We start from the raw sequence: 21,668 nt of genomic DNA on the forward strand, positions 1-21,668 counted from the left end.
GCAATGGAAGCGATGGGTCCCCGCCTTCGCGGGGACGACGGACTGTCGCCGTCACCGCATCTCCCCGTCCACGTACACCCAGCGGCCGTCGGCGTCGCGCTCGAAGCGGCTGCGCTCGTGGATGCGGCCGCCGCGTCCGGCGGCGCGGAAACGCGCGACGAATTCCACTTCCGCGTGGTCCGGATCGATCACGCGGTGCTCGCGCACCTCGAGGCCCAGCCACTTGGTCGGTGCCTCGAGCTCGGGCACGTCGGGGCGGTGGTCCGGATGCCAGGTGCGCCACAGGTACTCGCCATCGAGCAGCACGAACGCGGTGTAGCGCGAGCGCATGAGCGCCTCGGCATCGGGCGCCGGCGCACCGGCCAGCAGCGGCCCGCAGCACTGGCCGAAGGCGCGCACGCGGCCCTTCGCATCGGTGCGGCCGCAGGGGCAGGGATCGGTGTCTTTCATCGCGGCAGTCCCGATTCGGTTTCGTCGCCCACGTCCACCGTCGCGGGCCGAGGCACCACTTCGAACGTGCGCGTCCCGTTCTCGCGCCGCGCGCGCACGAGCGCGTGCGGATCGAGCATGCGGCAGTCCGGCGCCGGCGCACCGGCAGCCGGCACGTGTTGCAGGCAGGCCGCCTGCAGCACCTGCAGCTGGCTGGTGAGCCCGCGTGGCAGCAGCTCGGCACCCACCAGCGTGGTCGGGATCGCGTGGCGGCCGGTCGCCTGCAGCGCGAGCGACTCGCGCCAGCCGGACTCGACGTCGACCTCGGCGAACGGCAGCCGCGCCGCGCGCAGCCGCGTGCGCAGGTCGGCGCAATAGGGGCACCAGCGGGTCGTGAGCACGGTCACCTGCCCTGGCGCGGCACCGCGCGCGGGATGGAACATCGCCAGCGCGCGCGGCAGCACCAGCATCTGCACCAGCAGCGCGGCCGCGAACAGCACCAGTCCTGCGAGCGACAGGCGCTTGAGGCGCGTCATCAGGTCGGCCTGCACGTGCCAGCGCCACAGCCGTGCCAGGGGCGAGGCCGGCTCGGCGGATGGCGCTTCGGCGGCGAGCGCGGCCGCGTCGCGCCGGACCGCATCGCGGTCGACGTAGCGAGACAGCACCGGCCACTGCGCGCCGGCCAGCACGAAGAAGCGCGCGACCCCCGCGAGCCAGGCACCCACGATTGCGAGCCCCAGGAACCCCAGTTCCAGCAGGCTGCGGCCCGGCCACGCGAGCAGCAGCACCAGCAGCGCGGCCACCGCCACGATCCACGCCAACAGCACCACGATGCGGCCGGCGCGCACCGTGCGCTCGCCGTGGTCGTCGCGTTCGAAGGCACGGGCAAGCGTCAGCAGCGCGTTCCGCTCGCGCGGCGTGGTGGTGGGCGGCTGCGGCTGCGGAGTCACCCCAGGGCGCGCTGGATGAGGATCTTCTGCACGTCGGACGTGCCCTCGTAGATCTGGCAGACGCGCACGTCGCGCCAGATCCGTTCGACGGGGAAGTCGCTGACGTACCCGTAGCCGCCGAGCGTCTGGATGGCGGCGCTGCACACGCGCTCGGCCATCTCGCTGGCGAACAGCTTGGCCATCGCCGCCTCCTTCAGGCAGGGCCGGCCCGCGTCGCGCAGGCTGGCCGCATGCCAGATCAGCTGGCGCGCGGCTTCGATCTGCGTCGCGCAGTCCGCGAGGCGGAAGCCCACGGCCTGGTGGTCGAAGATCGCCTTGCCGAAACTCTGGCGCTCCTTCGCGTAGGCCACCGCGACGTCGAACGCGCTGCGCGCCATGCCCACGCTCTGCGCGGCGATGCCGATGCGGCCGCCCTCGAGCGCCGACAACGCGATCTTGTAGCCCTCACCCTCCTCGCCGATCAGGTGGTCGGCCGGGATGCGGCAGTTGTCGAAGTTGACCTGCGCGGTGTCGCTCGAATGCTGGCCGACCTTGTCCTCCAGCCGCGCGACGACGTAGCCGGGCGTCTCGGTGGGCACCATGAACGCGCTCATGCCGCGCTTGCCGGCGCCCTTGTCGGTCACCGCGATCACGATGGCGACGTGGCCGTTCTTGCCGCTGGTGATGAACTGCTTGACGCCGTTGAGCACGTAGCCGTCGCCGTCTCGCGTGGCCGTCGTGCGCAACGCCGCGGCGTCACTGCCCACGTGCGGCTCGGTGAGGCAGAAGGCACCGAGCAACTTGCCTTGGGCAAGCGGCACCAGCCAGCGCTTCTTCTGCGCCGCGTTGCCGTAGCGCATGAGGATGGCGTTGACCGGGCAGTTGGTGACGCTGATCGCCGTGCTGGTGCCGCCGTCACCGGCCGCGATCTCCTCCAGCACGAGCGCGAGCGTCACGTAGTCGAGGCCGGCGCCGCCGAACTCCTCGGGTACGCAAATGCCATACGCGCCGAGCTCCGCGAGGCCCTTGTGCACCTCGCGCGGGAAGGTGTGGTCCTTGTCCCATCGGGCGGCGTTCGGCCACAACTGGTCCTGCGCGAACGCACGGACGGCGTCGCGGATCATTTCCTGGTCTTGGGTCAGCAGCATGCGTGTCGTGTGTCCGGCTCACCAGCCGTCGAAGGGGCGGCCATTGTGGTCGAGAAAGGCGCCGGAGTCGGCGCGGCGCGCGGCGGCGATCGCGCGGCGCATGTCGCCGACGCTGCGCTCCACCGTCAACGGCGCGCCCGGGCCGCCCATGTCGGTCTTCACCCAGCCCGGGCTGATGGCCAGGAAGATGGCTTGCGGGTACTCGTGGCTGGCGGCCTTCACCACCATGTTCAGGGCGGCCTTGCTCGCGCGGTACAGCCAGCCGAAGCTGGAGCCCGTGCCGGCGATGTGGCCCATCTCGCTCGTGATGAACACGAACCTGCCATGCGCGGCCGCGACGAGCGGGGCGACCTCCGGGATCGCCTGCATCGCGCCGAGCACGTTGGTGTGCATCACGCGGTCGAAGTCGTCCTGCGACGGCGCCTCCTGCGCGCCGGCCGTGCTGTAGACGCCGGCCACGTAGAGGGCGAGGTCGATCTTCGCGCCATCGAGCTGCGACGCCAGGGCACCGATGCTGGCGGGCTGCGCAACGTCGACGTCCAGCGCCTTCGCGCCGAGCGCCTCGATGGCTTCCAGCCCTTTCGCGTCACGCGCGGTGGCAATGACGCGATCCCCCGCCGCGCGGCACTGCCGCACGAACTCGCGCCCGATGCCTCGCGAGGCGCCGATGACGAGGACTGTTGCCATATCGAGGCCCTCAAGAACTCCCGAACGCAGAGGGCGCAGAGCAAGCGCAGAAGTCGCAGAAGAAAACCATGGAATGGATTCTCCTGTGTGCTCTGCGCTTGCCCTGCGCCCTCTGCGTTCGGGTATCCGCCTGCTTACAGCAGCTCGAGCGCCACCGCGGTGCCCTCGCCGCCGCCGATGCACAGCGTGGCGATGCCGCGCTTGCCGCCGCGGGCTTGCAGGGCGTGGATCAGGGTGACCATGATGCGCGCGCCGGAAGCGCCGATCGGGTGGCCCAGCGCGCAGGCGCCGCCGTTGACGTTGACGATGTCGTGCGACACCTTCAGCTCCTCCATCAGCGCCATGGGCACGACGGCGAAGGCCTCGTTGACTTCCCACAGGTCGACGTCGGCGACCTTCCAGCCGGTCTTCTGCAGCAGCTTCTGCGTGGCACCCACCGGGGCGGTGGTGAACCAGTTCGGTTCCTGGGCGTGCATCGAGTGGCCGACGATGCGGGCCAGCGGCTTGCAGCCCAGGCGCTTGGCGGTGCTCTCGGTCATCATGACCAGCGCGGCGGCGCCGTCGTTGATCGACGACGACGAAGCGGCGGTGATCGTGCCGCCGTCCTTCTTGAACGCCGGCTTGAGCGTGGCGATCTTGTCGATCTTGACCTTGCCCGGGCCTTCGTCCTTGCTGATCACCGTCTCGCCGGCGCGGGTCTTCACCGTGACGGGCGTGATCTCCTTGGCGAACGCGCCGGATTCGGTGGCCTTCTGCGCACGCGTCACCGAAGCGATGGCGAACGCGTCCTGCGCTTCGCGGGTGAACTTGTACTTGGCGGCGCAGTCCTCGCCGAAGGTGCCCATGGAGCGGCCGGCCTCGTAGGCGTCCTCCAGGCCGTCCAGCATCATGTGGTCGTAGACCTTGTCGTGGCCCATGCGGTAGCCGCCGCGGCCCTTGAGCAGCAGGTAGGGCGCGTTGGTCATGCTCTCCATGCCACCGGCGACCATCACCTCGTGGCTGCCGGCCAGCAGCATGTCGTGCGCGAACATCGCGGCCTTCATGCCCGAGCCGCACATCTTGGACAGCGTGACGGCGCCGGCGCTCTTGGGCAGGCCGCCCTTGAACGCGGCCTGGCGCGCGGGCGCCTGTCCCTGGCCGGCCATCAGGCAGTTGCCGAACAGCACCTCGCCGACGGCGTCGGCCGAGATGCCCGAGCGCTCGACGGCGGCCTTGATGGCGGCGCCGCCGAGGTCGTGCGCGGAGAGGGTGGAAAAGTCGCCCTGGAACGACCCCATCGGGGTGCGGGCGGCGCTGACGATGACGACGGAATCAGCCATTGAGTGCTCCTATGGATGGCGAAAGGATGGAATGGGAGACCCCGCGCTCCTCGTCGACGAGGCGGCGCAGGTAGTCCTGGAACTGCGGGTCCTCGCCGCGCAGCAGCAGCGGCAGGGCGTTGCGGAAATCGTCGCGGCGGCACCATTCGCGCATGTAGTCGTCCCAGCTGTTCCAGCGGCGCCGCTCGTCCTCGCCCATGCGGGGCTTCCAGGCCACGAGGTAGGCCCGCTCGAAGAGGGAAATCAGCATATCGAAGATCACCAGCATGCGCTCGCGCTGCTCGGGTGACGGGTCCGGCAGTGGGGTGGCGGTGCGCAGCTGCAGGTCCGGATGGGCCAGCACGACCTTGAGGAAATCGTTGTACGCGTCGGAGAGCAGCTGGTACTGCGCCTCTTCCTCGTTGTCGCGCTCCTTGCGCTGCTCGAACGCGAAGAACACGATCGCGAACGGCAGGCCCAGCGCCGTGACGACGAAGCTGGCCAGCTCCCACGCATCGCGCGCGGTCATGCAGGCGCCCCTTGCAGCGCGTGGTGCTCGAAGCGCTTGTCCTGCTCGTACGGGAACACGTCGTGCACGTGGCCGGCGCGGATGCGCTCCTTGTGGGTCTGCCAGAACGCCGGGTCCAGCAGGTCCGCATGGTGGCGCAGGAAGACTTCCTTCACCGACGGGTTGCCCAGCAGGAAGGGTGCGAAGGTCTCCGGGAAGATGTCGCGCGGGCCGACCTGGTACCAGACCTCGCCGGACATCTCCTCTTCTTCGGTGCGCGCCTTGGGCACCGCGCGGAAGTTGCAATCGGTGAGGTACTCGATCTCGTCGTAGTCGTAGAACACGACCTTGCCGTTGCGCGTGACGCCGAAGTTCTTCCACAGCATGTCGCCCGGGAAGATGTTGGCGGCCACCAGGTCCTTGATGGCGTTGCCGTATTCGACCACCGCGTGCTCCACCTGCTCGCGCGCCGCGGCGGCGATGGCCGGATCGCCGTGCTCGATGGCGTCGAACGCCTCGGCCAGGTAGATGTTGAGCGGGATCATCCGCCGCTCGATGTACAGGTGCTTGATCACCACTTCCTCGTGGCCGTCGCCGTCGAGGTCGCCGATCTCCAGCTGGCTGGGCGCCTCGCGCTGCAGCGCGTCGAGCAGCGCGTCGTCGAACCGGCTGCGCGCGAAGGCGACCACGCTGTACTCCAGCGTGTCGGCCATGCGGCCCACGCGGTCGTGCTGCTTGACCAGCAGGTACTTGGCCTGCACCTGCTCGCGCGTGGTGTCCTTCTGCGGCGGGAAGTGGTCCTTGATGACCTTGAACACGTACGGGAACGACGGCAGGTCGAACACCAGCATCACCATGCCGGGGATGCCGGGCGCGACGCGGAAGCGGTCGCTCGAGTGCTTCAGGTGGTACAGGAAGTCGCGGTAGAACAGCGTCTTGCCCTGCTTGGCCAGCCCCAGCGCGGTGTAGATCTCGCCGCGCGGCTTGCGCGGCATCAGCGAGCGCAGGAACTGCACGTACGCCGCCGGGATCTCCATGTCGACCATGAAGTAGGCGCGCGCGAACGAGAACAGCATCTGCAGGTCGTCCTCGCCGAACAGGCAGGCGTCGATGACCAGCTTGCCCTGGTCGTCGTGCAGGATCGGCAGCGCGAACGGCACTTCGTTGAAGCCGTTGATCAACTTGCCGACGACGTAAGCGCCCTTGTTGCGGAAGAACAGGGACGACAGCACCTGGACCTGGAAGTTCGCGCGCAGCTTCACGCCCACCAGCCGCGCGCTCATCGCCTCCAGCACCGCCTGCGCGTCGCGCCGCAGGTCGTCGAACTCGCGGCGCAGCTGGAAGTTGGTGACGATCCGCTCGATGTTCTCCAGCAGCGTGTCGCGCGTCGGGTAGTAGGCGCGGTACGTGGGCGCCGCGGCCGGCTCCTCGTTCTCGATGAACTCGGTGCTCACCGCGGGACGCACGAAGATGAAGTCGTTGTTGAAGTAGGTGCGGTGCAGGATTTTGGTGGTGACCGAATTGAAGAAGGTCTCCGCCAGTTCCGGCTGGTGGTGGTTGATCAGGAGGCCGATGTAGTGCAGCTTGGCCTGGTGCCACACCTCCATCGGCTGCTTGCCGGCCTGGAACTCCTGCTCCAGGCGCACCACCGCTTCGCGCACCCGCTTGTCGTAGAACGCGATGCGCTCACGTTGCGCGCGTTGCTGCGCGTGCCAGTCCGCCTGTTCGAACCGCTGTTTGGCCGCGGCCGATTCCTGCCGGAACAGCCGGTAGTGCAGGTCGAAGCCGTCCAGCATCGCCTGCGCGATGGCGTAGGCCACCGGCGAGTCCAGGCGCTGCGGGAACATGGCGCTGCGGTCCCGCTCAGCGGCGCTTGGCCAGCGCCTTGTCGATCGCGTCGTGGTAGCGCGGCTCCAGGTCGTCGCCCGACGACACCGACATGCCCAGGTCCTGCAGCAGGCCGTCGTGCACGCCGAAGGCCCAGCCGTGCACCGTGACCTTCTGGCCCTTGGCCCACGCGTCGGTCATCACGGTGCTCACGCCGATGTTCACCACCTGCTCGATCACGTTCAGGTCGACCAGCAAGTCGCCGCGCGCCGCTTCGGGCACTTCCTCGAGCTGCGAGCGATGCCGGTCGCGCACGTCCTGGATGTGGCGGATCCAGTTGTCGGCCAGCCCCACGCGCGTGTTGTTCAGGGCCGCCATCACGCCGCCGCAGCCGTAGTGGCCGACGACCATGATGTGCTCGACCTTGAGCATGTCGACCGCGAACTGGATCGCCGACAGCGCGTTGAGGTCCGAGTGCACGACGACGTTGGCCACGTTGCGGTGCACGAACACCTCGCCCGGCTCCAGGCCGGTGATCTGGTTGGCCGGCACGCGGCTGTCGCTGCAGCCGATCCACATGAACTTGGGACGCTGCTGCTGCACCAGGCCGCTGAAGAAGCCGGGCCGGTCGCGTTCCATCTGCTCGGCCCACGCGCGGTTGTGCTCGAAGAGATCGCGGATGGTGGTCATGCTTGCATTCTCCTGCGGACCTCCTCCGGGAAGCGGTCCGGCGAATTACCTACGGGATGGGACGGAGCTCGCCCCTGCGGTAGAGCGCGTACTGCACTCGGTCGATCACGCGTCCCGCCTTGATCGAGTCCGGACGCTGATGCAAACCGACGACCTCATCGGCGACGGCGATGCCCCAGGCGAACGGGACCCGTTCGCGCCAACCGCCACCGCACCACGCCTGCGCGTCGGCCAGCGCGTGCCGGCGAGCGTGGGCAGCGCCGCAACGGTCACATCGTCTCCGCGAACAGCTCCCGCCCGATCAGCATGCGGCGGATTTCGCTCGTGCCCGCGCCGATCTCGTACAGCTTGGCGTCGCGCCACAGGCGGCCCAGCGGGTATTCGTTGATGTAGCCATTGCCGCCGAACACCTGGATGCCCTCGCCCGCCATCCAGGTCGCCTTCTCGGCGCAGTACAGGATGACGGACGCGCAGTCCTTGCGCACCTGGCGCACGTGCTCGGTGCCGAGCATGTCCAGGTTCTTGCCCACCGTGTAGCAGTAGGCGCGCGCCGCCTGCAGGATGGTGTACATGTCGGCGACCTTGCCCTGGATCAGCTGGAACTCGCCAATGCTCTGGCCGAACTGCTTGCGGTCGTGGATGTACGGCACGACGTTGTCCATCACCGCCTGCATGATCCCGATGGGTCCGGCGGCGAGCACGGCGCGCTCGTAGTCGAGGCCGGACATCAGCACCTTGGCGCCACCGTTGAGCGTGCCCAGCACGTTCTCCGCCGGAACTTCGACGTTCTGGAACACCAGTTCGCCCGTGTGCGAGCCGCGCATGCCCAGCTTGTCGAGCTTCTGGGCGATCGAGAAGCCCTTCATGCCCTTCTCGACCAGGAACGCGGTGACGCCGCGCGCCCCCAGTTCGGGCTCGGTCTTCGCGTAGACCACCAGCGTGTCGGCGTCCGGGCCGTTGGTGATCCACATCTTGTTGCCGTTGAGGACGTAGTAACCGCCCTTGTCCTCGGCCTTGAGCTTCATCGAGATGACGTCGCTGCCGGCACCGGGTTCCGACATCGCCAGCGCGCCGACGTGTTCGCCCGAGATCAGCTTGGGCAGGTACTTCTGCTTCTGCGCGGCATTGCCGTTGCGGCGGATCTGGTTGACGCACAGGTTGGAGTGCGCGCCGTAGGACAGGCCGACCGAGGCGGACGCGCGGGAGATCTCCTCCATCGCGATCATGTGGGCCAGGTAGCCCATGGCCGCGCCGCCGTACTCCTCCTCGACGGTGATGCCCAGCACGCCGACGTCGCCCATCTTGCGCCACAGGTCCATCGGGAACTGGTCGCTGCGGTCGATCTCGGCGGCGCGCGGCGCGATCTCGGCTTCGGCGAACGAACGCACGGCGTCGCGCAGCGCGTCGATGTCTTCGCCCAGCTGGAAGTTCAGGCCCGGCAGGTCCATGGCTGTCTCCTGTGTCTCGTGTTCAGTGCTTGACGTCGTCGCGGCCGGCGATGGCCATCAGCGTCGACGTCATGGTGGCGACCAGCTTCTCGCGGCCGTCGTCGAGGGCATAGGCGTGCGCCTCGGAAAAGGTGATGGTGCGCCCCGGTTTCACCACGCGACCGACGACGCGGAAGCGCTGGCCCTTCGCGGGAGCGACGAAGCTCACCTTGTATTCGATGCTCAGCACGCCGACGTCGGCGGCCATCAGGCTGGAGGCGGAGTAGCCGCAGGCGGAATCCAGCGCCGCGCCGATGACGCCGCCGTGCAGGAAGCCGTGCTGCTGCGTGAGGTGCGCGGCCCAGGGCAGGTCGATGACGACGTGGCCCGGCTCCACTTCCGCCAGGGTGCAGCCCAGCGTGGCCATCGCGGTCTGCCGCGCGAAACTGGCCCGCACGCGCTCGGCGAACCGCGGGTCGGCAGGCTGGAACTCGGTCGGCGGCATGGCTGGGCTCGATTGACGTTTACGTTAACGTCAATTATGCCTGCCGTGCCCGCCGCCCGCCTTCCTTGTCCTTCTCCGACTTGCCCAGCAGCGCGCGCGCTTCGCGCTCGTGCACCTTGACCTCGTCGAGGTTGGCCTGCAGGTCGGCCATCTGCTCTTCGAGCTGCTTGCGGTGCTGCGCCAGCACGGCCAGGAACTTCTTCAGCTGCGGCCCGGTGTCGCGCGGGCTGTCGTACATGTCGATGATGTCCCTGGCCTCCGACAGCGACAGGCCCAGGCGCTTGGCGCGCAGCGTGAGCTTGAGCCGGGTGCGGTCGCGCGGGCTGTAGACGCGATTGCGGCCGCCGGGGCCGCTGCGCTCGGGCTGCAGCAGCCCCATGTCCTCGTAGAACCGGATCGCCCGGGTGGTGAGGTCGAATTCGCGCGCGAGGTCGCTGATGGTGTAGGTGGTGGCCATGAGGACGCGGGGGAGACAGGCCCTGCGGCGGACCTGCCTAGAATGACCCGATTAGAGTTGACGTTGACGTCAACGTCAATTGCGCGAGAACCCCCGCATGAATCCGCAAGAAGCCGAACTGCAGTACCCCCTCGGCGACACGCTCCCGGCCGCCGGCACCGCCCTCGAGATCGCTCCCGGCGTGCGCTGGGTGCGCATGGCGCTGCCCTTCGCCCTCGACCACATCAACCTCTGGCTGCTGCGCGACCGCCTCGACGGCCGCGAGGGCTGGACGGTGGTCGATTGCTGCATCACCCGCGACGAAGCCAAGGCGCAGTGGGAGCAGGTGTTCGCCTCGGCGCTCGACGGCCTGCCCATCCTGCGCGTGCTCGTCACCCACATGCACCCGGACCACATCGGCCTGGCGCACTGGCTGTGCGAGCGCTGGAGCACGCCCGAGCATCCGTGCCGGCTGTGGATCAGCGCGACCGACTACAACGCCGCGCGCATGGCGTCGCAGAGCACGACCGGCTTCGGCGGCGAGGCGGCGGCGGCGTTCTTCCGCTCGCACGGGCTGGTCGACGAAGCATCGCTGGAGAAGATCCGCGGCCGCGCGAGCTACTACCCGAGCATGGTGCCGGCGGTGCCGCGCACGTTCCGGCGCCTGATGGACGGGATGCAGGTGCGCATCGGCGAGCACGACTGGACCTGCATCAGCGGCCACGGGCATGCGCCCGAGCACATCTCGCTGTGGTGCCCGGCCCTGGGCGTCGCGATCAGCGGCGACATGGTGCTGCCGCGCATCTCGACCAACATCAGCGTCTACGACATCGAGCCGGAGTCGGACCCGCTCGCGCTGTTCCTGGCGTCGATCGACAAGTTCCGCCCGCTGCCGGCCGACACGCTGGTGCTGCCCTCGCACGGCAAGCCGTTCCGCGGCGTGCACCGGCGCATCGAGCAGCTGCACGAGCACCACCGCGACCGGCTGGCCGACGTGCTGGAAGCGTGCAAGCAACGCCCCTCCACCGCGGCCGAGATGCTGCCGGTGCTGTTCAAGCGCACGCTGGACCTGCACCAGACCACCTTCGCCATGGGCGAGGCGGTGGCGCACCTGCATGCGCTGTGGTTCCGGGGGAAGTTGCGGCGCGCGCAAGGCGCCGACGGGGTGTATCGGTTCAGCGCCTGAACGTTTGTCATCCCGGTGAAAGTCGGGATCCATGCGGGGCGCTGCCCCTTGGTGTGGATTGCGGGTCAACCCCGCAATGACAAACCGCGAGTCGTGATCACCAGGGCGGCAGCGCCTCGTCGCGCAACTGCCCACGCAGCTGCGCATAGTCCGGCACCACAGTCGCGACCGTGTCCCAGAAGCGCGGGCTGTGGTCCATCACGCGCAGGTGTGACAGTTCGTGGGCGACGACGTAGTCGATCACGGACAGGCGGAAGTGGACCAGGCGCCAGTTCAGGCGAATCGTGCCGTCCGAATGCGCGGTGCCCCAGCGCGTGCCCGCGTTGCTCAGGACCAGCTTGCGCCACTGCACGCCGAGCGGCCCGGCGTAGTGATCGAGGCGCTCGGTGAACAGGCGCTTGGCCTGCCGCATCAGCCACGCCTGCACGGCATCGCGGATCTGGTCGGCGGTCGCGTGCTGCGGCAGCGGCACGTGCAAGGTCAGGCGCGGCACGCCCGGCAAGGCGTCAGCATCGGTGTTCAGCACGGCGCTGCCATTGCGCGAGTCGAGCACCACGATGACCGTCTCGCCCAGGAACGGGAAGCTGGCGCCGTCCTTCCACTCGATGCGGGCCGATTCGATCTTCTCCTGCCGCTGGCGCGCGCCATCGAGCTTGGACAGGATCCAGGCGCCCTTGGACTGCACGGCGGCATCGACTTCGCCCAGCGGCACCCAGCGCGGCGCGCTGACCGTCAGGCCCTCCTGGCCGACGACGAAGCCGATGCTCTTGCGCCGCGCCCGCTTGAACTCGTAGGCGACGAACGTGGTGCCCAGCAGCGCGCTGCGGTTGGCGCGCGGGTGGTGGAAGGTGGCGGGGGCGAGAACCGCATCGAGCGGTTCGGCGGGCGGTGCAGCGACCGGCGCAGGGGCCGGTGGCGGGGGTGCCGGCGGGGCCGGCGCATCGAACAGGTCCAGCGTCAGCTGAATCAGCTTGAACATCGAGGCCGAGTTTAGGGCCTGCGCGCCCCATTTTTGTCGATGCGAACGCGCTGAAAACCGCGCCAATCAAGGCGTGGGACGACGCCAAGGCTTGACGCCTTGGCTAGGAGCACAACGCGGAGTGGCGCGGTTTTCAGCACGTTCCCTTCGGGTTGCGGCCAAAAAGGCCCATTGCGTCGTTACGCCGCCTTGCCGCACGTGAGTGCGGCTGCAACGGCGTGCCTAGCACTGGGCCTTTTTGACTCGCAACGCATCCGACAAAAATGAGGCGCGCAGGCCCTAACGATAAGCCTCGGGATCGAGGCGCCGCATCTCGGCTTCGATGAAAGTTTCCACCTCGCGCATCAATTCTTCCGCATCGCGGCCGACGCTGGGGATCGGTTTGCCGATCACGACGTCGACGACGCCGGGCCGTTTGACGAACGCCTTGCGCGGCCAGACCTTGGCCGAACTGACGGCGATGGGGATCACCGGCGCGCCCGTCGCGACCGCGAGCCGCGTGCCGCCGGACTTGTAGTTGCCCTTCTGGCCGCGCGGGATGCGCGTGCCTTCGGGGAACATGATCACCCAGATGCCCTGCGCGAGCAGCCGCTTGCCCTGCTCCACGACCTTGTTGAAGGCCTGCGCGCGCTGGCGGCGGTCGATGTGGATCATGTCCATGCGGCCCATCGCCCAGCCGAAGAACGGGATGTAGATCAGCTCGCGCTTGAACACGTACGCCAGCGGGTGCGGCATCAGCGTGGGCATGAGGAAGGTCTCCAGCGTCGACTGGTGCTTGACCAGCAGGATCGCCGGGCTGGTCTTGCCCTCCGGCAGGTTTTCCATGCCGTGCACGCGCACCTCGACGCCGCACAGCAGCTTGAGCGCGTCGATCTGCCAGCCCAGCCAGCGGGCGGCCTTCCAGTACATCTGCTCGCCGTTGGACCACAGCGAGGACGTCACCATCCAGATGCCCCAGGGCACCACCGTCACGAGCATCCACAGCCCGTGCAGGATCGAGCGCAGCATGGCCATCGGGTCAGGCCTGCTGCTGATGCTGCGGCCGCGGCGCGGCGCGGCCGACGACGGCGTCCGCGAAGGCGGCGAGGTCCTCGTGCACCTGGGTGCCGGGCGGGAAGTCGTCGGGCAGCGGCTGCCCGCGCAGCGCGGCGCCCTTGCCGGTGAGCACCAGGTGCGGCTCGCAGCCGGCGGCGGCGCCGGCCCGCAGGTCCCGCACGCTGTCGCCCACGACCGGCACGCCCTTGAGCTCGATGCCGAAGCGCTCGCCGATCTGCTCGAACAGGCCCGGCAGCGGCTTGCGGCAGTTGCACTTGTCGTCGTCGGTGTGGGGGCAATAGAACACCGCGTCGATGCGGCCGCCGTGCGCGGACAGCAGCTTGTGCATCTTGGCGTGCATGGCGTTGAGCGAGGCGACGTCGAACAGGCCGCGGCCCAGGCCCGACTGGTTGGACGCGATCACCACGTGGTAGCCGGCGTGGTTCAGGCGCGCGATGGCTTCCAGCGCACCCGGCAGCGGCTGCCACTCCTGCGGGGACTTGATGTAGTCGTCGCTGTCGGCATTGATCGTGCCGTCGCGGTCGAGGATGACGAGCTTCATCGCGCGCTCACTTCTCGACGGCCAGGCGCGACAGGTCGGCCACGCGGTTCATCGCGCCGTGCAGCGACGCGAGCAGGCCCAGGCGGTTGGCGCGCAGGTCGGCGTCTTCCGCGTTGACCATCACGTCGTCGAAGAATTTGTCGACCGGTGTGCGCAGGGCTGCCAGCGTCTGCAGCGACGCTGCGTAATCGCCGGCATCGAACTGCTGGCCCGCGCGCGGCGTGACGTCGCGCATCGCGGCATACAGCGCCTGCTCGGCGGGTTCGCGCAGCAGCGCGTCCTGCACCTGGGGCTGCACGCCCTCGGCCTTCTTCAGGATGTTGCCGATGCGCTTGTTGGCGGCGGCGAGCGCCGGCGCTTCCGGCAGGCTGGCGAATGCGCGGACGGCGGCGAGCCGGTCGGCGACGTCGCCCAGTTGCTGCGGCTTGAGCGCCAGCACGGCGTCCACTTCCTGCGCGCTGTAGCCCTGCTCGCGCAGCAGGCCGGCCAGGCGGTCGTCGATGAAGTCGGCGAGCTGCGCCGTGGTCTCGGGCCCGGCTTGCGGGAACAGCGCGAGCGCCTGCGCGGCAAGCTCGTTCAGCGCCAGCGGCAGCTGCTTTTCCATCAGCATGCGCACGACGCCCAGCGCATGGCGGCGCAGCGCGAACGGGTCCTTGTCGCCGGTGGGCAGCTGGCCGATGGCGAACAGGCCCGCCAGCGTCTCCAGCTTGTCGGCCAGGGCCACGGCGATGCCGAGGTCGTTGCGCGGGAGCGCGTCGCCGGCGAAGCGGGGACGGTAGTGGTCCTCGATCGCGATCGCGACGTCCTCGCCCAGGCCGTCGTGGCGCGCGTAGTAGCCGCCCATCACGCCTTGCAGTTCGGGGAACTCGCCGACCATGTCGGTCAGCAGGTCGGCTTTCGCCAGGCGGGCCGCCAAGTCGGCCTGGTGCGCGAGCTGGTCGCTGCCCAGCTGGGCGCCGATGACCTTCGCCAAAGCGCGCACGCGCTCGATGCGCTCGCCCTGCGTGCCCAGCTTGTTGTGGTACACGACCTTCGCCAGGCCGGCGACGCGCGACTCGAGCGGCTTCTTGCGGTCCTGGTCGAAGAAGAACTTGGCGTCGGCCAGCCGCGGGCGCACCACGCGCTCGTTGCCACCGATCACCGCACTCGGGTCCTGCGGGCGGATGTTGCTGACCACCAGGAACTTGTTGGTCAGCTTGCCGGCGGTGTCCAGCAGCGGGAAGTACTTCTGGTTGGCCTTCATCGTGAGGATGAGGCATTCCTGCGGCACCTCGAGGAACTCGGCTTCGAAGGTGCACGTGAGCACGTTCGGGCGCTCGACCAGCGCGGTGACTTCGTCGAGCAGGGCGTCGTCCTCGATCGGCGTCGCGCCACCGCCGACGGCCTGCGCCGCCGCCTGCAGCTGGCGCTGGATGTCGGCGCGACGCTCGGCGAAGCTGGCGATGACCGCGCCTTGCTCGCGCAGCGTCGCGGCGTAGCTGTCGGCATCGGGAATCTCCACCGTCGGCGACTTCGCTTCGAAGCGGTGGCCGTGCGTGGTGCGCCCGGCCTGCAGCCCCAGCGCCTGCAGCGGCACGATGTCATTGCCGTGCAGCGCCACCAAGCCGTGCGCGGGGCGCACGAACTTCACGTCGGTCCAGCCGTCGGCCAGCTGGTAGGTCATGACCTTGGGGATCGGCAGCTTGGCGATGGCGTCGGCGAACGCCTTCTGCAGGCCGTCCGCGAGGGTGACGCCTTGCTGCGTGCTGTCCAGGAACAGCGCTTCGGCCTTGCCGTCCATGGCGCGGCGCAATTGCGGCACCACGGACGCATCGGCGCCCAATGCCTGCAGCTTCTTCAACAGCGCGGGCGTCGGCTGGCCGTCGGCGCCCAGGCCCACGGTGGCGGGCATCAGCTTGTGCGACACCGCCTTGTCGGCGGCTTGGGCGCGCACGGCCTGCACGAGCACGCCCAGGCGGCGCGGCGACGCGAAGGCTTCGAACGCCGTGGCCGGTTCGGCCAGCCCTTGGGCCGCGAGGGAAGACGCGACGCCACCGGCGAAAGCCTCGCCCAGCTTCTTCAATGCCTTGGGCGGCAGTTCCTCGACGAAGAGTTCGACGAGCAGGTTTTTGCTGGCCATGCTCACGCCGCCTTCTTCTGCAGTTGCGCGACCCACTCCCGGGGCGCCATGGGGAAGCCGAGGCGTTCGCGGCTGTCGAAATAACTCTGGGCCACGCTGCGGGCCAGGTTGCGGATGCGGCCGATGTACGCCGCCCGCTCGGTGACGCTGATCGCGCCGCGCGCGTCCAGCAGGTTGAACGTGTGCGCCGCCTTGAGCACCTGCTCGTACGCGGGCAGCGCGAGCTGCTGCTCCATCAGGTGCCTGGCCTGCTTCTCGTGCGCCGAGAACGCGGTGAACAGGAAGTCTGCGTCGCTGTGCTCGAAGTTGTACGTGGACTGTTCGACTTCGTTCTGCTTGTAGACGTCGCCATAGGACAGGCCTTCGGTCCAGGTCAGGTCGTAGACGTTGTCCACGCCCTGCAGGTACATGGCCAGCCGCTCGAGGCCGTACGTGATCTCGCCGGTGATCGGCTTGCAGTCGATGCCGCCGACCTGCTGGAAGTAGGTGAACTGCGTCACTTCCATGCCGTTGAGCCAGACCTCCCAGCCCAGGCCCCACGCGCCGAGCGTCGGGTTCTCCCAGTCGTCCTCGACGAAGCGGATGTCGTTCTTCTTCAGGTCGAAGCCCAGGGCTTCCAGCGAGCCGAGGTACAGCTCCAGGATGTTGGCCGGCGCGGGCTTGAGCACCACCTGGTACTGGTAGTAGTGCTGCAGGCGGTTCGGGTTCTCGCCGTAGCGGCCGTCCTTGGGGCGGCGGCTCGGTTGCACGTACGCCGCCTTCCAGGGCTCGGGGCCGATGGCGCGCAGGAAGGTGGCGGTGTGCGACGTGCCGGCGCCCACTTCCATGTCGTACGGCTGCAGCAGGGCGCAGCCCTGGGCGTCCCAGTACGCCTGCAGCTTGAGGATGATTTGCTGGAAGGAGAGCATTGGCCCGATTTTACGGGCGCGCCCCTCGCCGCCAGCGCCACAGCGCTCCCAAAACAGGAGCAAGGCCGATCGCCCACAGCGGCCACAGGCCGAAGCGCGACGCCCACCAGGCGAAAGGCGTCGTGCCGCTGCGGCCCTGCACCTCGCCGGTGAGCACGGCGCGCGTGAAGCGCGGCAGCACCTGGGCGACCCTGGCCCGGTGGTCGACGATGGCCGTCGCGCCCGTGTTGGTGGCGCGGACGACGGGGCGGTCGAACTCCAGCGCGCGCATGCGGCTGATGTGCAGGTGCTGGTCGATCGCCACCGAGTCGCCGAACCAGCCGATGTTGCTCACGTTGACGAACACCGTCGGCGCGCGATTCGCATCGACAAAGCGCGCCGCCAGCTCTTCCCCGAACAGGTCCTCGTAGCAGACGTTGGGCGCGAGCCGTTGGCCCTGCCACTCGAAGGACGGCTGCCCAACGGCTCCGCGGTTGAAGTCGCCCAGCGGGATGTTCATCAGGTCGGTGAACCAGCGGAACAGCGGCGGGATGAACTCGCCGAAGGGCACCAGGTGGTGCTTGTCGAAGCGGTACGCGTCCCGGGCGCCCGGCTTGAGCCCCACGACCGAATTCGTGTAGCCCTGCTCGTAGCTGCCCAGCGGCATGCCGACCAGCGCCGCTTGTTCGCCCGACTGGAAGTGGCGCACGAGCGGCTCGAGGTAGCCGGGTGGCAGTTGCTGCGGCAGCAGCGGGATCGCCGTTTCCGGCGCCACGGTGAGACTGGCCCGGCTGGCGGTGAGCTGCTCGGCATACCAGGACAGCGCGAGCGGGATCCCCGTGTTGCCCTGGAACTTCTCCTCCTGCGGGATGTTGCCCTGCAGGAGCGCGATCGACAGCGGGCGGCCTTCGTCCTGCCCGCCCGGCGGCTTCGCGGCCGCGAAGCCGGCCAGCGCCAGCGCCACGACGGGGCCGATCCAGCCTGCCCTCGCGCCGGCACGCGTGATCGCGACCACGACCTGCGCGCACACCAGCGCCGCCACGAAGCCGATGCCGAACGACCCCACCCAAGGGGCGAGCCCGGCAAGAGGGCCGTCGACGTGCGCGTAGCCGGCCGCGCCCCACGGGAAGCCGGTGAACCAGCGGGCCCGCAGCAGCTCGGCCAGCGTCCACAGCGCCGCGAACGACAGCGCGCCCCACCACGCGCCTTGCGGCGCCAGCCAGCGCTGCAAACCGGCGGCCACGGCGTAGTAGCAGGCGAGGAATGCCGCCAGCGCGAACACCGCCAAGGCGGCCAGCGGCGCCGGCAGGCCGCCGTAGGAGTGCATGGAGATGTAGAGCCACCAGAAGGTGCCGCACAGCCACGCGGTGGTGAACACCCAGCCGGCGAGGGCCGCGCGCCGCCAGGTCGGCGCCCGCTGCACGAGCCCGGCGAGGACCGCCAACGCGGCGAGTTGCAGCCACCAGGCCGGCTGCCCGCTGCCGGGCAGTGCGAGCGACGCCGCATGCGCGAGCCCCGCCACGGCGGCCATCGCGAACGGGACCAGCGACGCGAGCGGGCGGCGCTTCACCCGGTGTTGTCGTCGCTGGGCGTGGACGAGACCTTGAACCAGCGCACCGCGCCACCCTTGGTGTGCAGCACGACGAAGTCCAGGCCGGCGAGCGTCAGGCGCTCGCCGCGCTTGGGCACGTGGCCCATCGCATGCGCGATCAGGCCGCCGATGGTTTCGAAGCGATGGTCGCCGTCATTGCCGGAGGCCAGGTCCGGCGCAAGGCGGACATGGAAGAACTCGTCGACGCGCTCGACGCTGGTGTCGCCGCTCACGCGGTAGGTGCGGTCTGCCAGGGCGAAGATGTCGCCCTCCTCCTCGGCGATGTCGAATTCATCCTCGATCTCGCCGACGATCTGCTCCAGCACGTCCTCGATGGTGATCAGGCCAGCGATGCGGCCGAATTCGTCGACCACCATCGCCAGGTGGTTGCGGGTGCCGCGGAAGTCGCGCAGCAGGTCGTTCAGTCCCTTGCTCTCGGGGACGAACACCGCCGGCCGCAGCAGCGCGCGGATGTTCAGCTCCGGCGCCCGCTGCAGCTTCAGCAGGTCCTTGGCCATCAGCATGCCGATGATGTTCTCGCGATCGCCCTCGTAGACGGGGAAACGCGAGTGCGCGGTCTGGATGACGACGTGCAGGATCTCGTCGTAGGGCGCCTCGATGTCGATCAGGTCCATCCGCGGCGCGGCCACCATCACGTCGCCGGCGCTGAGGTCCGCCATGCGGATCACGCCCTCGAGCATCACGCGGGAGTCGGCCCCGATGATGTCGTTGTCTTCGGCCTCGGCCAGGGTCTCGATCAGCTCGTCGCGCGAATCCGGTCCTGGATGGATGAACTCGGCGACCTTCTGCAGGAACGTGCGGCGGTCTTCCTTCTCGCGCGCAGGGTGGGGGTCGGACACAGCCTTGTTAGCAGGACGTGCGGTGGTTGGGGGACGTCAAGGATAGCGGAATCGCATGGCGCGGCCCCGGGGGCCGTCCCTCGTGCGGTTCAGCTGCCCGACTTGTGGCGGCCCTCGCGGACGCCCTGCCGCGTTTCCTGCACCGCCGCGAGGAAGTCCCAGAAGCTCTTGACCTGCTGCTTGAGCTGGTAGTCCGTACGCGCGAAACGCTCGACGACGAGCTCGCTCATCCGCGTGTCCAACGTCGCCGGCGGCAGGCGCAGGTGCGCTTCGGTTTCGCTGCCGAAGCGCTCCGTCGTGGCACCGGCGCGGCGCGCGATCTTCAGCATCGCCGTGTTCTCGGACAGCGCGTGGATGAACAGCAGCTCCACGCCTTCGTTGCGGGCGTGGACCACGGCGCGCTCGAACAGCCGCGAGCCGTAGCCCCGCCCGCGCGCCTTGGCCAGCACCGAGACGCCGAACTCCGCGCACTGGCTGGCGTTGGGATCGCGCGAGTACGCCAGGTGCGCCATGGCGATCAGCTCGAGCTTGCGGTTGTAGATGCCGAAGATATCGTCGTGCTCGAAGTCGAGCTCGCCGACGTAGCGCTCGATCTGCTCGTCGGTGGCGTTGTAGCCAAAGCGCAGGTACCGGTCGTCCGCGTCGAGCGCCTCCAGGTGCCGCAGGATGCGGCCGCGGTGGGCCGGCCCCAGCGAGCGGATCGGCACCAGGACGGGTGGCGCGCGGGTGTCGCGGTCGGCAGTCATGCCGGCAATGTATGGGTTTTCGCCAGGGAGGACGCTCCAGCGGAGCGCCGGCACCATCGGCCGCCGGGTGAGTGCTTGCTCACGCGCTCACACCGGCATGGCCGTGGTCGCCTTCACACGGTCGAGCACGAAGCTGGTCTTGCAGTCCTGCACGCTGGGGTGCTTGAGCAGCGTGTCCATGACGAAGCGGCTGTAGTGGGCCATGTCCTCGACGACCACGCGCAGCAGGAAGTCCATCTCGCCGGTCAGCGCGTCGCACTCGACCACCTCCGGCCAGCTCTGCACGCTGGTGCGGAAGGCGTCCATCGGGGTGCGCTTGTGGTGCTCGGTGTGCTTCTCCAGCCGGACATTGATGTAGGCCGTCAGCCCCAGGCCCACCGACTCCGGCCGCACCAGCGCCACGTAGCGGTCGATGATGCCGGCCTCCTCCATCCGCTTGACCCGGCGCAGCACGGCGCTGGGGGACAGGCCCACCTGGCCGCCGACCACGTCGTAGGTCTCCCGGCCGTTGCCCTGCAGCGCGCGCAGGATCGCCCGGTCGAGCTTGTCGAGTGCGGCGGCATCGGGCATGGACGCAAGTTTATTGAGCAATTGCTGAATTCCAAGCCGATCTCAGGCGGAAAACTGCGCGCGCACGACGCTACAGTGCCCGATTCGCTTGCCGCAGGAGACCCACGATGACCGCCCCCGAAACCAAGACCGTCGAACGCACCTGGGACAACCCGATGGGGACCGACGGCTTCGAGTTCATCGAATACGCGGCGCCGGACCCGAAGGCGATGGGCGAGCTGTTCGAGCGCATGGGGTTCAAGCCGATCGCCAAGCACCGGCACAAGGACGTGGTGCTGTACCGGCAAGGCGGCATCAACTTCATCATCAACGCCGAACCGGATTCGTTCGCGCAGCGTTTCGCACGCCTGCACGGCCCGAGCATCTGCGCGATCGCGTTCCGCGTGCAGGACGCGAAGGCGGCTTACGAACGCGCGATCTCGCTGGGCGCGTGGGGCTATGCGGGCCAGGCCGGCCCCGGTGAATTGAACATCCCGGCGATCAAGGGCATCGGCGACAGCCTGATCTACCTGGTGGACCGCTGGCGCGGCAAGAACGGGGCGAACGAAGGCGACATCGGCAACATCGGCTTCTACGACGTCGATTTCGAGCCCCTGCCCGGCGTCGCCGGCGCCGGCGCGCTGGATCCCATGGGCTACGGCCTCACCTACATCGACCACCTGACGCACAACGTGCACCGCGGCCGCATGGCGGAATGGTCGGAGTTCTACGAGCGCCTGTTCAACTTCCGCGAGATCCGCTACTTCGACATCGAGGGCCAGGCCACCGGCGTCAAGAGCAAGGCGATGACCAGCCCCTGCGGAAAGATCCGCATCCCGATCAACGAGGAAGGCAACGAGAAGTCCGGGCAGATCCAGGAGTACCTGGACAAGTACCGCGGCGAGGGCATCCAGCACATCGCGCTGGGATCGATCAACCTGTACGACACCGTCGACTCGCTGCAGATGGCCGGCGTGAAGCTGCTGTCGACCAGCGAGACGTACTACGAGTTGCTGCCCAAGCGGATCCCGAACCTGCAGGAGGATGTCGAGGCGCTGCAGCAGCGCAACATCCTGGTCGACGGCCAGCCGGGCGAGCTGCTGCTGCAGATCTTCAGCGAGAACCAGCTCGGGCCGATCTTCTTCGAGTTCATCCAGCGCAAGGGCAACGACGGCTTCGGCGAAGGCAACTTCAAGGCGCTGTTCGAGACCATGGAGCTGGACCAGATGCGCCGCGGCGTGCTGCCGGCCAAGCAGCCCGCGTGAGCGGG

Annotated in this window: 22 protein-coding genes; 2 read left to right on the forward strand and 20 right to left on the reverse strand. The window is 68.9% G+C overall.

Features of this window, described 5'->3' with window-relative positions:
* Positions 1–51: 51 nt before the first annotated feature.
* From I8E28_RS20325 to I8E28_RS20375, 11 genes are all read right to left on the reverse strand, one after another.
* Entirely contained in the window at positions 52–450 is a 399-nt protein-coding gene (locus tag I8E28_RS20325; RefSeq protein ID WP_200790066.1) for a YchJ family protein, read from the reverse strand.
* Entirely contained in the window at positions 447–1,379 is a 933-nt protein-coding gene (locus tag I8E28_RS20330) for a glutaredoxin family protein (protein ID WP_200790068.1), read from the reverse strand. Before I8E28_RS20330 ends, I8E28_RS20325 begins: the two co-directional genes overlap by 4 nt.
* A complete protein-coding gene (locus I8E28_RS20335; RefSeq protein WP_200790070.1) occupies positions 1,376–2,506 on the reverse strand; it encodes an acyl-CoA dehydrogenase family protein in 1,131 nt (376 codons plus the stop codon). Before I8E28_RS20335 ends, I8E28_RS20330 begins: the two co-directional genes overlap by 4 nt.
* Positions 2,507–2,524: 18 nt before the next feature.
* Complete coding sequence (locus tag I8E28_RS20340; RefSeq protein ID WP_200790072.1) at positions 2,525–3,193, reverse strand: SDR family oxidoreductase; 669 nt, start codon at positions 3,191–3,193, stop codon at positions 2,525–2,527.
* Between the two features lie 134 nt (positions 3,194–3,327).
* Entirely contained in the window at positions 3,328–4,512 is a 1,185-nt protein-coding gene (locus I8E28_RS20345; protein WP_200790074.1) for an acetyl-CoA C-acyltransferase, read from the reverse strand.
* Entirely contained in the window at positions 4,505–5,020 is a 516-nt protein-coding gene (locus I8E28_RS20350; RefSeq protein WP_200790076.1) for a hypothetical protein, read from the reverse strand. The genes I8E28_RS20345 and I8E28_RS20350 overlap by 8 nt, the downstream gene beginning before the upstream one ends.
* Positions 5,017–6,846, reverse strand: coding sequence for a bifunctional isocitrate dehydrogenase kinase/phosphatase (gene aceK, locus I8E28_RS20355; RefSeq protein WP_200790077.1), 1,830 nt, complete (start codon positions 6,844–6,846; stop codon positions 5,017–5,019). Before aceK ends, I8E28_RS20350 begins: the two co-directional genes overlap by 4 nt.
* Positions 6,847–6,862: 16 nt before the next feature.
* Entirely contained in the window at positions 6,863–7,516 is a 654-nt protein-coding gene (gene can / locus I8E28_RS20360; RefSeq protein WP_200790079.1) for a carbonate dehydratase, read from the reverse strand.
* A gap of 269 nt (positions 7,517–7,785) precedes the next feature.
* Complete coding sequence (locus I8E28_RS20365) at positions 7,786–8,964, reverse strand: isovaleryl-CoA dehydrogenase (RefSeq protein WP_200790081.1); 1,179 nt, start codon at positions 8,962–8,964, stop codon at positions 7,786–7,788.
* 22 nt (positions 8,965–8,986) lie between these two features.
* A complete protein-coding gene (locus I8E28_RS20370; protein ID WP_200790083.1) occupies positions 8,987–9,448 on the reverse strand; it encodes a PaaI family thioesterase in 462 nt (153 codons plus the stop codon).
* Positions 9,449–9,482: 34 nt separating this feature from the next.
* A complete protein-coding gene (locus I8E28_RS20375) occupies positions 9,483–9,905 on the reverse strand; it encodes a MerR family transcriptional regulator (protein WP_200790085.1) in 423 nt (140 codons plus the stop codon).
* Positions 9,906–10,002: 97 nt separating this feature from the next.
* On the opposite strand from I8E28_RS20375, the gene I8E28_RS20380 reads away from it, so the two are divergent.
* Positions 10,003–11,070 carry an MBL fold metallo-hydrolase gene (locus I8E28_RS20380; RefSeq protein ID WP_200790087.1) on the forward strand — a complete coding sequence of 356 codons (1,068 nt, stop codon included), beginning with the start codon at positions 10,003–10,005 and terminating at the stop codon, positions 11,068–11,070.
* 97 nt (positions 11,071–11,167) lie between these two features.
* Here I8E28_RS20380 and I8E28_RS20385 read toward each other — a convergent pair whose 3' ends face one another.
* From I8E28_RS20385 to I8E28_RS20425, 9 genes are all read right to left on the reverse strand, one after another.
* Positions 11,168–12,049, reverse strand: a complete 882-nt coding sequence (locus I8E28_RS20385) for a M48 family metallopeptidase (RefSeq protein ID WP_200790089.1) — start codon at positions 12,047–12,049, stop codon at positions 11,168–11,170.
* Between the two features lie 279 nt (positions 12,050–12,328).
* Positions 12,329–13,063, reverse strand: coding sequence for a lysophospholipid acyltransferase family protein (locus I8E28_RS20390; RefSeq protein ID WP_200790091.1), 735 nt, complete (start codon positions 13,061–13,063; stop codon positions 12,329–12,331).
* Between the two features lie 4 nt (positions 13,064–13,067).
* On the reverse strand, positions 13,068–13,646 hold the full coding sequence (gene gmhB, locus I8E28_RS20395; RefSeq protein ID WP_200790093.1) for a D-glycero-beta-D-manno-heptose 1,7-bisphosphate 7-phosphatase: 579 nt from the start codon (positions 13,644–13,646) through the stop codon (positions 13,068–13,070).
* A 7-nt stretch (positions 13,647–13,653) separates the two neighbouring features.
* Positions 13,654–15,765 carry a glycine--tRNA ligase subunit beta gene (gene glyS, locus I8E28_RS20400; RefSeq protein WP_200790094.1) on the reverse strand — a complete coding sequence of 704 codons (2,112 nt, stop codon included), beginning with the start codon at positions 15,763–15,765 and terminating at the stop codon, positions 13,654–13,656.
* 2 nt (positions 15,766–15,767) lie between these two features.
* On the reverse strand, positions 15,768–16,673 hold the full coding sequence (gene glyQ, locus I8E28_RS20405; RefSeq protein WP_200790095.1) for a glycine--tRNA ligase subunit alpha: 906 nt from the start codon (positions 16,671–16,673) through the stop codon (positions 15,768–15,770).
* A 10-nt stretch (positions 16,674–16,683) separates the two neighbouring features.
* Positions 16,684–18,183: an apolipoprotein N-acyltransferase gene (lnt, locus tag I8E28_RS20410; protein ID WP_200790468.1), complete on the reverse strand. Its 1,500-nt coding sequence runs from the start codon at positions 18,181–18,183 to the stop codon at positions 16,684–16,686.
* Positions 18,184–18,218: 35 nt separating this feature from the next.
* A complete protein-coding gene (locus I8E28_RS20415; RefSeq protein ID WP_200790098.1) occupies positions 18,219–19,103 on the reverse strand; it encodes a CBS domain-containing protein in 885 nt (294 codons plus the stop codon).
* An 89-nt stretch (positions 19,104–19,192) separates the two neighbouring features.
* Positions 19,193–19,849 (reverse strand): GNAT family N-acetyltransferase, encoded by a 657-nt coding sequence (locus tag I8E28_RS20420; protein WP_200790100.1) that lies wholly within the window; start codon positions 19,847–19,849, stop codon positions 19,193–19,195.
* 87 nt (positions 19,850–19,936) lie between these two features.
* Positions 19,937–20,419 carry an Lrp/AsnC family transcriptional regulator gene (locus I8E28_RS20425; protein WP_200790102.1) on the reverse strand — a complete coding sequence of 161 codons (483 nt, stop codon included), beginning with the start codon at positions 20,417–20,419 and terminating at the stop codon, positions 19,937–19,939.
* Between the two features lie 107 nt (positions 20,420–20,526).
* Between I8E28_RS20425 and hppD the strand changes: the two genes are divergently transcribed.
* Positions 20,527–21,663 carry a 4-hydroxyphenylpyruvate dioxygenase gene (gene hppD, locus I8E28_RS20430; RefSeq protein ID WP_200790104.1) on the forward strand — a complete coding sequence of 379 codons (1,137 nt, stop codon included), beginning with the start codon at positions 20,527–20,529 and terminating at the stop codon, positions 21,661–21,663.
* The last annotated feature ends 5 nt before the right edge of the window (positions 21,664–21,668 follow it).

Source organism: Ramlibacter algicola, from assembly GCF_016641735.1.
Classification (GTDB): domain Bacteria; phylum Pseudomonadota; class Gammaproteobacteria; order Burkholderiales; family Burkholderiaceae_C; genus Ramlibacter; species Ramlibacter algicola.